Source organism: Longimonas sp. (assembly GCF_040409695.1).
Classification (GTDB): Bacteria; Bacteroidota; Rhodothermia; order Rhodothermales; family Salinibacteraceae; genus Longimonas.
In genome coordinates, this window is record NZ_JARWGJ010000121.1 from 1 (window position 1) to 12,896 (window position 12,896).

The 12,896-nt window shown below is 58.4% G+C and carries 13 protein-coding genes; 11 read left to right on the forward strand and 2 right to left on the reverse strand.

Annotated features, from left to right (window positions below; genetic code table 11):
* Nucleotides 1-828: aldo/keto reductase (locus tag PPP56_RS07660; RefSeq protein WP_353563452.1), on the reverse strand; the 828-nt coding region annotated here is incomplete at its 3' end.
* 202 nt (nucleotides 829-1,030) lie between these two features.
* Between PPP56_RS07660 and PPP56_RS07665 the strand changes: the two genes are divergently transcribed.
* Complete coding sequence (locus tag PPP56_RS07665; RefSeq protein WP_353563453.1) at nucleotides 1,031-1,630, forward strand: MjaI family restriction endonuclease; 600 nt, start codon at nucleotides 1,031-1,033, stop codon at nucleotides 1,628-1,630.
* Between the two features lie 18 nt (nucleotides 1,631-1,648).
* On the opposite strand, the gene PPP56_RS07670 is transcribed toward PPP56_RS07665, so the two are convergent.
* Nucleotides 1,649-2,713, reverse strand: coding sequence for a DNA-methyltransferase (locus PPP56_RS07670; protein ID WP_353563454.1), 1,065 nt, complete (start codon nucleotides 2,711-2,713; stop codon nucleotides 1,649-1,651).
* Between the two features lie 223 nt (nucleotides 2,714-2,936).
* On the opposite strand from PPP56_RS07670, the gene PPP56_RS07675 reads away from it, so the two are divergent.
* The 10 genes from PPP56_RS07675 to PPP56_RS07720 all read left to right on the forward strand — a co-directional run bounded on the left by PPP56_RS07675 (nucleotide 2,937) and on the right by PPP56_RS07720 (nucleotide 12,751).
* Entirely contained in the window at nucleotides 2,937-3,314 is a 378-nt protein-coding gene (locus PPP56_RS07675; protein ID WP_353563455.1) for an NADH-quinone oxidoreductase subunit A, read from the forward strand.
* A gap of 396 nt (nucleotides 3,315-3,710) precedes the next feature.
* Nucleotides 3,711-4,319, forward strand: a complete 609-nt coding sequence (locus tag PPP56_RS07680) for an NADH-quinone oxidoreductase subunit B (protein ID WP_353563456.1) — start codon at nucleotides 3,711-3,713, stop codon at nucleotides 4,317-4,319.
* A gap of 79 nt (nucleotides 4,320-4,398) precedes the next feature.
* Complete coding sequence (locus tag PPP56_RS07685; protein ID WP_353563457.1) at nucleotides 4,399-5,091, forward strand: NADH-quinone oxidoreductase subunit C; 693 nt, start codon at nucleotides 4,399-4,401, stop codon at nucleotides 5,089-5,091.
* 141 nt (nucleotides 5,092-5,232) lie between these two features.
* Nucleotides 5,233-6,600, forward strand: coding sequence for an NADH dehydrogenase (quinone) subunit D (gene nuoD / locus PPP56_RS07690; RefSeq protein WP_353563458.1), 1,368 nt, complete (start codon nucleotides 5,233-5,235; stop codon nucleotides 6,598-6,600).
* Between the two features lie 57 nt (nucleotides 6,601-6,657).
* Nucleotides 6,658-7,335 carry an NADH-quinone oxidoreductase subunit NuoE family protein gene (locus PPP56_RS07695; RefSeq protein WP_353563459.1) on the forward strand — a complete coding sequence of 226 codons (678 nt, stop codon included), beginning with the start codon at nucleotides 6,658-6,660 and terminating at the stop codon, nucleotides 7,333-7,335.
* A gap of 38 nt (nucleotides 7,336-7,373) precedes the next feature.
* Entirely contained in the window at nucleotides 7,374-7,775 is a 402-nt protein-coding gene (locus PPP56_RS07700; protein ID WP_353563460.1) for a hypothetical protein, read from the forward strand.
* A gap of 159 nt (nucleotides 7,776-7,934) precedes the next feature.
* Nucleotides 7,935-9,281: an NADH-quinone oxidoreductase subunit NuoF gene (gene nuoF / locus PPP56_RS07705; RefSeq protein WP_353563461.1), complete on the forward strand. Its 1,347-nt coding sequence runs from the start codon at nucleotides 7,935-7,937 to the stop codon at nucleotides 9,279-9,281.
* 245 nt (nucleotides 9,282-9,526) lie between these two features.
* A complete protein-coding gene (locus PPP56_RS07710; RefSeq protein WP_353563462.1) occupies nucleotides 9,527-9,880 on the forward strand; it encodes a DUF4920 domain-containing protein in 354 nt (117 codons plus the stop codon).
* A 49-nt stretch (nucleotides 9,881-9,929) separates the two neighbouring features.
* Nucleotides 9,930-11,675 carry an NADH-quinone oxidoreductase subunit G gene (locus PPP56_RS07715; RefSeq protein ID WP_353563463.1) on the forward strand — a complete coding sequence of 582 codons (1,746 nt, stop codon included), beginning with the start codon at nucleotides 9,930-9,932 and terminating at the stop codon, nucleotides 11,673-11,675.
* Nucleotides 11,676-11,785: 110 nt separating this feature from the next.
* Nucleotides 11,786-12,751 (forward strand): sulfotransferase, encoded by a 966-nt coding sequence (locus PPP56_RS07720; RefSeq protein ID WP_353563464.1) that lies wholly within the window; start codon nucleotides 11,786-11,788, stop codon nucleotides 12,749-12,751.
* Nucleotides 12,752-12,896: the final 145 nt, after the last annotated feature.

Consider the following 12,896-nt stretch of genomic DNA (forward strand, 5'->3'; position numbering starts at 1 on the left):
AACAGCGGCCAGATTCTCCTTGATGCGACCGGCATGTACCGATTTCGGAATGACAGCCGTGCCCCGGTGAACCGCCCAGCTGATGAGCACCTGTGCGGGTGTTGCGCCGTGCTTTTCGGCGATCGCACCGATCGTCTCATCCTCCAGCAGAATCGGCTCGTTATCAGACTTCATGGAATCGGGGCGGTCGAGCGAGCCAAGCGGAGAATACGCGGTGAGGTGGATGCCATGCTCAGCTGCGAAGTCGAGCATCTCGGGCTGCTGCAGGTAGGGGTGGAGCTCAATCTGATTCATCTCGGGGGCATAGCGCTCCGCATCCCCCATAAGCCCCTTGAGTTTTGGTATGTTGAAGTTCGACACGCCGATGTGCCGTGCGAGGCCGTCGTCGACAAGTTCCTCCATGGCGGCCCAGGTGTCAGCGAGGGGCATGTCGTCGAGGCCAACGAGTCCATCGGGCGAATCGGGCATAGTCACGCCGGGTTTGTGCGCAACGGGCCAGTGGATGAGATAGAGATCGATCGCGTCGAGCTGCAGGTCGTTCAGCGTCCGCTCAAGGGCCGGCCGTACGTCTTCGGGAGCGTGGGCGTCGTTCCAGAGCTTAGAGGTGACCCAGACGTCGTTTCGTTCGAGGGGGCCGTCGTTAAACGACTCGGTGAGCGCGCGGCCTACTTCGGCCTCGTTGCCGTAGATGGGGGCGCAGTCGATATGGCGGTACCCTGCGTTGAGGGCAACCTTAACGGCGTTGTACACCTCGTTGGGGGCCGACTTCCAAGTGCCGAGTCCAACGATCGGCATCTCATCGTCGTTGCGAAAGGAAAGCGTTTCCATGATTGGCTGGGATATCAGTAAAAAGACAGCGCGTGGTTCCCAGTGGCCATAGCTTGCAGCGCAGCGTGTAGTTCCGTGTAGGAGGAAGTGTGTGAGATAATTGCAGAGGCTTTATTCCTGCTTATAGACAAAAAACCTCTGCACGGCATGTCAATAAGGTAACACACTGTAAAGTCAATGTATCTCGCAAAAAAGAACCTCCATGATGGCCCACGACCGGCTGAGCGCAGATGAGTTGTATGATGCTTCCGACTTAGATCAATATGACTTTCCTAAATACACAACACAGCTCCTAAATCTGGCGAATCAGAACAGCCAGGCTACGCGCCCGAAAGTGGTTGGCCAGATGTCTGATTTGGTCGAGGAGACAGACGCACGTACGTTTGCTGAGTGGAAGGAATGGTACGTGCGCCGGCATCCAGATGCAATTCAAACGGCAAAGGAAAAAGTTAAATCGCATATTGAAAAGCTCCGCCGGGCCATCAAAAAGATTGATGAGGAGATGATCGAGGCGTGGCTAAAAGATCTCATTCTGGTTAAGACTGCAGAGGGGTTACTCATACAGCGCGCGATCCTTGAGTATCTGTCGGATGAGAAAGATATATCATGGTCGTTATCTACTCCCGAAGAAGAGGCGAAAGGAGTTGATGGGTACCTTAATGGAGTAGCGGTGTCAATCAAACCAGAGAGCTATAAAAGTAAGACCTCGGTTCAAAATGAAGAGATTGACGCTGTACTCATCTTCTACAAGAAGACAAGAAAGTATATTCATATTGAGTACGACGAAAGTGCATTTCTGTAAATAGCGGGTCACGAGGCATCAGGCTACAAAAAGCTCTGTCTGTACGCCATGTGGTTGGTAAGCAAATTTGTAGCGATTCGTCGCCGGCGTCTGTAAAGTGTCGATATCATACAGAACGATGTCTTTCTCTTGCTTAGTAACGACACCAAACTCATAAAACCGGTTCGTGTGCTTGCATGAGTCGTCACGCTCTCGGAGGAACTGCCGATGCCGCTCAATGCGGTGGGCATTGTACTGACGGGAGCGTTGTGGAAGCGTGCGAACCGCCTCATCAAACACAGTGGTGAACCCGGCCTCCAGTTCGTAGCCAACCGAATTGCGACGCAGCATGGCAGCAGCAAGCGAGGTGGTGCCTGTTCCCCAGAACGGATCGAGCACCGTGTCGCCAGCAACAGAGTACATGTTGATGAGACGCAGCGGCACCTCTAATGGAAAAGCAGCCGAACGAGCACGCAGGTCACTGTGCTTGCTGGACAGTGCCTGTGTGGTGCCACGTACATCAGTCCAAAGATCAGAGAACCAGCGGTTGCGCTCCTCCCAGAAATAAGCACTTTCGTATCGATCGTTACGCCGATTTTGGGACACCGTGCGCTTATCTTGCTTCCGAAAGATAAGAATGTGTTCGTGTTCGAGTGTCACGTATGCGTTGGGAGGGATCATGCCGGATCCCATAAACTTGTTGGGCTTATTGGTTGACTTTCGCCACAAGATGCCCGGCAACTGATGCAGTCCGAGCGCAGTTACGTCCTCTATAATACGAGCATGATTCGGGTAGAGGCGAAACGTGCCACCTGTTGTACGAGTGGCGTCGCCGATGTTGATACAGCAGATACCGCCCACTTTAAGCACACGAGCGCACTCCTCCCATACGCTATGCATTGCTTGGTGCATGATATCGAATGCAGCATCAGGCCTGCCGTCCTTTAGCGCCTTCTGACTTTCAGGGGCCCATGAAGCAAACAGGTCGTCCCACATCTCAATCATGGGATACGGGGGCGACGTGACAACGAGATCGACAGAGGCATCGTCGAGCGCCTCCATCTGTTCAGCGTTGTCAATGTGGAGTTGAGTTGTGGTTGTCATGGGCAAACTTTAAAACTTCTGCTTAGATGAGGGCCGAGCGCATACATCCTTCTTACGGGGAGCCGCAACGCGAGGTGCCATTGGAAAATGCTCGTGTATGCACCTTCTTTACCGGCTTTTCGGAATGCAGGTGCGGGAGTGCATTGCATCCGACTCCCTGCTTTGGTAGCGTGAACATGCTACAATTCCTTTTGGCATTCCGCCTTTACCGACCTGCGTTTACATGTTTGCCGACTTCATACCACTTTTTGTGATTGTGCTCATCGCGTTGGGGCTCTCCCTTACGCTGTTGGCGGCTGCGTACCTGCTGGGGCCAAGCCGCCCCAGCCAGATGAAGCGTACGCCGTATGAAAGTGGGATGGACCCCATTGGGTCGGCCCGCGAACGGTATTCGGTGAAGTTCTATCTCGTTGCGATGATCTTCATCGTGTTCGACATTGAGGTGGTGTTCATGTATCCGTGGGCTGTAAGCTTTCACCAGTTCATTGATGCAGGCATTGTGGCCACCGTCGGCGTACTCAGCGTGGTCGGCCTCTTTGTAGCGATCCTTACGCTCGGACTGGTATACGATATCAAGAAGGGTGGGCTCGACTTCGACTGAGCGCTTGTGGCTGATACCCTGGTCGTTTCGGTGCACGGTGCAGAAAAGTGCGAGCGCCACAGGTCGTAATCGATCAACGACCTGCTTGTCTGGCCGCTGCATAATCGAGATGCAGGGCGTGCTATTCTGGGCGAGGGGGCGTCAGTCGGCAGGCGCAGCAGTCGCTACTACGTGAAATGCGCTCCCGCTGGCGTAGCTACTGGGCGCATGAAGCCAGTACGTGTTAGAAAAGCGCTCAACATTGTGCGCTCCTTGCAATAATTTTGGCTGCGCGAGCGCCTGTACTGAAACAGGGGCTGGAGCTTCATCATTACATTTTGTGTGTTAGTCGGGCCATAGCGCCACCAAGCATGCGCTTCGGGACGTGCTCTCTTTTCACAGACTCAACGTATTACAATGGCTGGTTCCTCCCCCTTTAGTGGTGGTGAAAACTTCTTCACGACCCGCGTCGACGCTGTAGTCAACTGGGCGCGTTCTAACTCGCTCATGCCCATGCCCATGGGGCTGGCCTGCTGCGCAATCGAGATGATGGCCTTTGCCGGTCCCAAGTATGATGCAGCGCGCTTCGGCAGCGAAGCCATGCGCTTCTCGCCGCGCCAGGCCGACCTGATGATCGTGGCCGGCTGGGTGTCCTATAAGATGAGCCACGCTATCCGCCGCGTGTGGGACCAGATGGCGGATCCGAAATGGTGTATCGCGATGGGCGCCTGCGCCTCCACCGGCGGCATGCACCGCTGCTACGGCGTCGTGCAGGGCTGTGATAACTTCTTGCCTGTAGACGTGTACATTCCCGGGTGCCCGCCGCGTCCTGAGTCCGTGCTGCACGCGCTCATGGACATCCAGGAAAAGGTGCGCAACGAGTACACCATTACGCAAGACTACACGTCGGGGAATCCGTACAAGAACGCCCCGCTGATCCCCGAGAACACCATTCAGTATCCTGGTCAGCTTGAGAAGCCGAAAACGCCTTCGATCCCGACGCCAGCCGCGCCCCCTGCGGCGTAGTTGGGTACCATACCATCTGGCTCTCGCCCTGACTGCTCTTTCGTCCTGATTGTCTTCCGCTATTGCCGCTGCGCGCTTTATGCCTGATAACGATTCCACATCGTCGCCCGACCCTGAGGTGCTAAACTTCCACTACACCCCGGCCGATGCGGCTATCTCGGGGAGTGAGGAGAACCCCCATGCAAAAGCGACCACCCACTGCCCCGACACGCTTAACGCACTGGTCGACGCGTTCGGTGAAGACGCAATCGGGCCGGTTGAGACGTATGCGAACGAGGACACGGTATACGTGCCGAAAAGCCGGATTGCCGATGTCTGTCGATTCCTGCGTGAGGAGCAGGGCTTCGCCTACCTGGCAGATCTGGGCGGCATCGACCGGTTCACGCAGGAGGATCGCTTTGAAGTGTTCTACAACGTCGTGAACATGGAGGCGCAGAAGCGCCTCCGGGTAAAGATCCGAGTTGATGAGGACGATCTGCACGTGCCTACGGTGACGTCGGTCTACCGCTCGGCCAATTGGAATGAGCGCGAAGCCTATGACATGCTGGGGCTGATCTTCGACGGGCATCCCGACCTGCGACGCATGTACATGCCTGAAGACTTTGAATACTATCCGCTGCGCAAGGAATTTCCGCAGCTGGGCGTGCCCGGGTCGCTTCCCCTTCCGCCACAGGCTCCCGATGGCGAACTGACGATGGATCCGTTTGCTGCGGCGCACGGCTCTAAACCTGTGAAAAGCTACGAAGAGCCCCCCGTAGAAGATAATGACTGATGCTCTGAGCGAGACGCCAGCTGCACCCGGCAGTTTACCCCTGTGATCGCTCTTGCCCGTTTCTGAATGTACGCGGGCACACCCAACGCTACTCGCCAGGCACTCGTTGCCTGCATTCTCCGATTTACCTGTTGCTCTCCTATGGCTGACGCACCGTCCTTCCCCGGTCTTGATTTTGGCGACAAGTTTCGTTTCTGGCCCAAGCACAACGAAAAGATCTACGAGCGGCTTGAAAGCAAGCATGCATGGATCGAAGAGAAACGCGCTGCTGCCGCGCAGGCAGCAGGCGATGGCGCCTCGGGAGACAGTCTTCCGGCAGCGGAGATTGCTAAAGATCCGCTGGAGCACGAGATGATCCTTAATATTGGTCCGCAGCACCCGGCCACGCACGGCGTGCTGCGCTGCGTGGTGAAGCTCGACGGCGAGACCATCGAGAAGGCTGTGCTCGACATTGGCTACCTGCACCGTGGCATTGAGAAGCTCGCGGAGCACAAGACGTATCAGGAGTTCATGCCGTACACCGACCGCATGGACTACCTCTCGCCCTACTCGAACAACGTAGCCTGGTGCCTGGCTGTTGAGAAGCTGGCCAGCATCGACGTCCCCGAGCGGGCGCAGTGGATCCGCATGATTATGTGCGAGCTGGCCCGCATCTCCTCGCATTGCCTGTGGCTCGGGGTAGGGCTTATGGATGCCGGCGCCGTCTCAGGGTTTCTATGGACGTTCCAGCAGCGCGAAGATATCTACTCGATCTTTGACGAGGTCGCCGGGGCGCGCTTCACCGTCAGCCATAGCCGCATCGGCGGGCTGGCCAGCGACATTTCGCCTGAAGCGATCCGGCGCATTCGTGCATTCACCGAGAGCTTCGACGCTGAGCTCTCACGCTGGGAAGACTTCCTGAACCGCAACCGCATCTGGATTGACCGCAACAAGGACGTGGGGCGCATCACCCGGGAAGAGGCGCTCGAACTCGGCATGACGGGGCCTAACTTGCGTGGCTCAGGCGTGAAGTACGACATCCGCCGCTTTGAGCCATACCTCAAGTATGACGAGGTGGACTTCAACGTACCTGTGCGCGAAGAAGGAGACTGCCTGGCGCGCTACTTCCTGCGCATGGAAGAGATGCGCGAGAGCATTCGCATCATTGAGCAGTGCCTCGAACGCATGCCTGAGGGGCCCATTCGCTCTGACGATGCCAAGCAAGCCTACCCTTCCAAGGAGGAGGTCTATTACTCGATGGAGGGCATGATTCACGACTTCATGTATACCGATGTTGGTACGGTCGCTCCCAAAGGAGCCCATGCCTACCATGCCATTGAGAGCCCCAAAGGCGAACTCGGCTTCTACCTCACCTCCGACGGTACCGGCCGCCCGGCACGCATGCGCGTCAACGCGCCCTCGTTCACAAACCTGCAGGGCATGGAGTACATTATGGAAGGCTCGCTGGTGGCTGACACGGTCGTGATCATCGGGTCGATGGACCCGGTGATGGGCGAAGCCGACAAGTAATCAAATCTGCGCCCCCTTTACGTTACCTGCTGATACCCACCGCATCCCTCTGCCTTTATGTCTCAATTCGACATCCAACGTCCCATCGTTAAGCTGCCCGACCAGCAGCCTGAACAGCAGATTCCTGATGAGGAGCTGGTCTGGACCGAAGACGAGCAGGAGCGCATCGAAACACGCAAGGCCAAGTACCCCGATCCGAAGTCGGCCATCATGGACGTGCTGTGGATGGCGCAGGAAAAATATGGCTATCTGCCGCCCGAGGCGATCGAGCTGTGCGCCGATACGCTCGACATGGATTACGCCCGGGCCTATGGCGTGGCAACCTTCTACACCCAGTACTACAAGGAGGAGAAAGGAAAATTCGTGCTCGACGTATGCACATGCTTCTCCTGCCAGATGATGGGCGGATACGATATTCTGCACTACCTGGAAGAAAAACTTGGCATCCATAAAGGCGAAACGACCGACGACGGGCTCTTTACCGTCGAAGAGGTCGAATGCCTCGGATGCTGTGGCTCAGCCCCCATGATGCAGGTCACCAACGGCCCGTATGTCCACAACCTCACAGAGGAAAAGGTGGACGCGCTGCTTGAAGACCTCAAAGAAGGCAAGATGCCTCCGTTTGTTTCGGTGACGCTCCCGCAGGACGAAGACGAAATGGGCGGAAACCGGCGCTCCGATGCGGAGGCGACTGAAACATACCAGACGCCCCCGCGCTCTGAAACCGTCAAGTAGTTTTTCGCTTGCGATAGTGCACTGCAGCGCTACCTGATATGAATGCTCCCGACCCACTCTTTGAGGCGCTGACCCGACGCGAACAAGCGACGGTTCAGAAGCAGGGGATACGCGCCATCGATGCAATGCAGCAGGAGTGGCGGCGGCAGAAAACCTGGCTGCTTAGCCTTAGTGGCGTGATGGCGCTTATGGCGGTGCTACTTCCCGCTGTGCTCATGCACCAATACCTGTCGGGGAGCGGATCGGTGACCGAACTGCAGGCGCTGGGCGTGCTCGGCGCCGGTTCGGCCTTTGCAGCCATACAAGGGGCCGGGGCTGTCTACTTCTGGACGCTCTGGCATCAGCGCAACCGTGCCCTCACGCTGCTGCGCACATGGATGCAGGCTGGCGATACGGCCTACGACACTGCACACGACACGCCCCTTGCCGCTGAGGAATAACCTGTGCCCTCAGCCGTTACAGCACCTGCATGCGTCACAGCGTAGCCTTCTTCCCGGATGGCCAGCACGGCCCTCCACCTGACATACCTGTTTACATCTGTTTCTCAACCACGTAGCTGCAGCGGCTCTTGCTGCACGCAGCCCAATCCCCGAACTGTTATGGAACTGAATACCGGAGCGACCAAAGCGGGCGACTGGCGCAACTACGAGCGCGTCCTGCTGCCCCCTATCCGCGATCTGCACAAGCTGGAGGTCTACGAGAGCAAGGCCAACGGGTATAACCGGCTGCGCGACGTACTTGAGAACGACGACTGGACCCCCGAGTCGGTCACCAATGAGGTGAAGGCGTCGAACCTTCGCGGGCGCGGCGGGGCCGGCTTTCCGACCGGACTGAAGTGGAGCTTCATGCCGGAGCCCGACGACCGGCCTCGCTACCTCGCCTGCAACGCCGACGAGAGCGAGCCGGGTACGTTCAAAGACCGGCAGATCATGGAGTACAACCCGCACCTCATGTTCGAGGGCATCCTGATCGCGGGGTACGCCATGCAGCTCGATGCGTGCTACGTGTATGTGCGTGGTGAATATGAGCACTGGATCCGTCTCATGGAGGAGCAGCTGCAGAACGCCTACGATAAGGGATACGTGGGCGACAACATTATGGGCACCGACTTCTCGATGGACATCGTGATCCACAAGGGGGCAGGCGCCTACATCTGCGGCGAAGAGACCAGCCTGATGGAGAGCCTCGAAGGCAAGCGAGGCTACCCGCGCTACAAGCCGCCGTTTCCTGCACAGAAAGGGCTGTGGGCCAGTCCTACGACGATCAACAATGTTGAAACGCTTGCCCACGCACCGCTCATCATCGAGAAGGGCGGTGAATGGTTTGCGAACACAGGCGCCGAGGCACACCCCGGTCCTGTGCTCTACGGCATCAGCGGCCACGTAAACCGCCCGGGCGTGTACGAGTATCCTACAGGGATGCTCATTACCGACCTGATTGATGAGGTGGCCCAGGGCGTAATCAACGGGAAGGGCGTAAAAGCGGTCGTGCCCGGCGGGTCGTCTGTGCCGCCGCTTCGTGGGGACAGCCTCGAAGGCGTCACGATGGACTCAGAGAGCCTGCAGGAGGCCGGTTCGATGCTTGGCACTGGCGGTATGCTTGTACTCGACGAAGATACCGACATGGTGTCGTACCTGCGCCGTGTAACGCACTTTTACCAGCACGAAAGCTGTGGACAGTGCACCCCGTGCCGTGAAGGCACCGGCTGGCTTGAGGCCATTGTCACACGTATCGACGAGGGCGAAGGCAACATGCGCGACCTCGACCTTTTGCTCGACCTCTGCGACCAGATGGAAGGCCGCACGATCTGTGCGTTTGCTGATGCAGCAGCCTGGCCAGTCCGAAACACGGTCAACCGCTTCCGCGAAGACTTTGAAGCGAAGTGCAAGCCTTCCATGCATCCTACAGGCGCTGAGCTCTCATCCGGAGCCTCGGCCACAGCCTAAGCGAGCATAGACAAAGATACACGAGGCCAACATGAGGCAGCAAAAGCTGTCCGGCTGTACCCTATGCACTGTTTTTTCCGCTGCCCCCATCCCCCCTTGCGAGTTAACCAATGCACACGTTTCGCCTGATGGGCCCCCTGCTGGCGGCTCTCCTTTTTTGCACCGCGATCGCCGGCTGCGCCTCAGACACAGAGTCGGCGGCAACCGGCCAGCATTTTGGTACGCCGGTTGACCTGAACGCGCCTATGAGCACTGTTGACATGATCCAGCAGCTGGATGCGCTTGATGGCCAAACGATCGTAGTGGAAGGCCGTATCACGCAAGTCTGCCAGAACAAAGGATGCTGGCTTGCGCTTGACAACGGCACCGCGTCTCCGCTTCGTGTTGATGTGGCGCGCACAGAACAAGACGCCTACGTATTTACGGTGCCAACCGAGACGCACGGATGGGCTGTAGTGCAGGGCGTACTTGGCCGCATGGAGAACGAGGCTGTCCATGGCCCGGCACGCGAAACCGATTCGCCCGCCAGCAATTTCCTGCCAGTACCCGATTATCACATAGTGGCAAGCGGCGTTTACGTGTTTGACATGGACACGTAAGCCGCCTTGCTCCCGTTGCTTTTGTTGACCCAGCTTCCCGTCACCGGCTATGCCTACTGTTGAAATTGATGGCCACGTCTACGAGTACGACGAAAACCATCACGACAAGCTGCTTCAGTTCTGCCTCGATAAGGGCGTAGAGCTGCCGCACTTCTGTTATCACCCTGCTATGTCGATTCCGGCCAACTGCCGGCAGTGCCTGGTCAAAGTGGGTACGCCCGAACGTGATCGGGGCACCGGCGAGCTGGTCACCGACGAAGAGGGAAACCCGAATATCCAGTTCATGCCCGGGATGCAGACCAGCTGCACCATTGGCCTGCAAGACGGCATGGTTGTAAAGACGCACCGTACGTCGGATGCCGTGCGTGAGGCGCAGAAAGACACGCTGGAGTTCTTGCTCATCAATCACCCACTTGACTGTCCCATCTGCGACCAGGCGGGGCACTGCCCGCTGCAGATTCAGGCGTACAAGTACGGCCCTGAAGGGTCGCGCTTCGAGTTTCGCAAGGTGCACAAACCCAAACGCGTCAAACTGGGCCCTCGTGTTACGTTGGATGCGGAGCGCTGCATCAACTGCACACGATGCACGCGCTTCACAGACGAAATCTCCGAGAGCGGACAGCTCACGATCAATCAGCGGGGGGTAAAGAACTACCCGATTACGGCGCCGGGCGAAGAGTTCGACGATGCCTACTCGATGAATACCATCGACCTGTGCCCGGTAGGTGCGCTCACCGCGACCGACTTCCGCTTCAAGGCGCGTATCTGGGAGATGAGTTCGTCGCCTTCGATCATAACCACCAACGCCACCGGCGCAAACTGCGAATACTGGGTGCGCGACAACAAGGTGCTCCGCATCACGCCGCGCCAGAACATGGAGGTAAACGAGTACTGGCTGCCTGATGAAGATCGCATCGTCTACGATCGCTTCAACGACGACCGCCCCGAAGGCCCGCAGGTGCGCCGTAACGGCGAGCTTACCAGCGCCAGCTGGACGCAAGCCTATGCGAAGGCTGCTGCGCTGCTGGGCTCTGCAGACGGCGACCGCATCCAGTTCCTCGGGTCAGCCTATGCGACGGTCGAAGACAACTACCTGCTGACCCAGTTGGCCGAGCATCTCGGGGCCGATGCGCCGGTCTACCTGCCGCACATCGAACCCGGGGCGGGCGACGACTGGCTCATCACCGACGACAAGACGCCCAATGCGCAAGGCTGTGAGCGCCTTGGCATCCGCGAGGCCGACATGGAACTGCTGCGCACGCGCATCCAAAACGGCGAAATCGATGTGCTCTACGTGCTCGAAGACGACCCGATCGCGTCGGAGCTGTGCGAGCTTAGCGACCTTGAAGAGGTAGACGTAATTCTGCACTACTACAACACGACCAACGAGACGCTGCCTGCTGCCAATGTAGCGTTGCCCGCGGCCATGGTTGTAGAAACAGTAGGCACCTACGTAAACCAAGACGGACGTGCTCAGCGTGTGCGTCCGGCGAAGGCCATTCAGGGTGTGAACCGCACGCTCATGATGGAGATGGGCACCAGTCGCGAAGATGAACACGGCACCCCGTTCGACCGCTGGCACAACGAGTCGCATCGCATCAACTGCAAACCCAGCTGGGAGATCTTGCCGCACATTGCTGGTCATGTGAGCCTCGATCTCGACTATGCGAAAGGCCCACAGGCGATCATGGACGAGGTGCAGTCCACCCTCGACGCATTTAAAGGCGCCACGTACGAAGCGATGGGGCTCAAGGGCGTCGCCCTCGAAGAAGCCTCTGCAGGCGAACCGGCGTAAATACACACTACACCCCCTCCCGCACGACAAACGCCCTGTTCGCTACCGGACAGGGCGTTTTTTATGAGCTGCACCCGCGAGCATGGCGCAATCCCTACTCTCTTCATCCCATGATGTCCTCACTATCTTCCCTGCGCCGTCGGGTCCAACGCCTCGTGCACCGCGTCTCGCCGGTCTGGTGGGCGAACCTGGGGCGGATTAGCGATCTGCTGGCCCGCCGCCTTCCCATGCAATCTCCGCCCATCTTGGTCGTGGCATTTCCGCGGAGCGGATCGAGCTGGCTGGGGCGCCTGCTGGCGTATGCCGACAACGCCTGCTACCTGCGCGAGCCCATCACGCAAGCGCGCCGCCGCTGGCACCCCGAGGCAGTGCATGCCGTCAGCGATGCCGGAGTCCAACGGGCGCCCCGCTACTACCGCCAGTATGCCGACCGCGCCTTTGCAGGATGCCCGGCATTCTCGTATGCCACCGTGCGCGACCCGGGCGACTGGGCGCTGCGTCGTCGCCACAAGCGCCGCGTGCTCATCAAAGAAGTCAACCCGTTTGCGGTCGGGTGGATGCGCATGCGTTACGCTCCCACTGTCATTCATCTCATGCGCCATCCGGTGGCGGTAGCTTTGAGCATGCACCGCCGTGGATGGACGAGCCAGACGCTGCGCGAGTACGTGCATCCCGGTCGCCTGGCAGATAGTCCGCTAAATCCCAGCTCCGTGCCCACCTCGTTCTGGGGACAGATCGGCGCTGTGCAGGGGCTTGCGCACCGTGCCGTGAAGCAGGCCTGCCCAGAAGATGCTTATACGGCAGTGCAGTACGAAACGCTCTGCATCGATCCGGTAGCTACGGTGCAGGAGCTGTGCGAGTGGGTAGGATTGCGGTGGGATGACGCAGTGACCGCAGCCATCCAGTCGCACAGCGCTGATTCCAGCCGGAACGCTCCGGATCCCTACAGCACCACACGCCAGAGCACCGCTCGCGCCACCGCCTGGAAAGCCGCATCGCCCGAACGCATCGACGCCGTGCGAGCCGGGTACATGGCGGCGGAGCCAACGGTGTACACGAGCTGCTGGGGCGAGTAGGCGAATCTTGTGTGGTTCTGCTTGAGGCAGAGCACTTTAATGGATTCCGCAGATCGCTCTATCCATTACTCTGTTCCCTCCTCGTAGTGACAAAAAACGACGTGTGTTTGGGCTGGGTCACATAGTGAGTGACACGGTTCGTGAC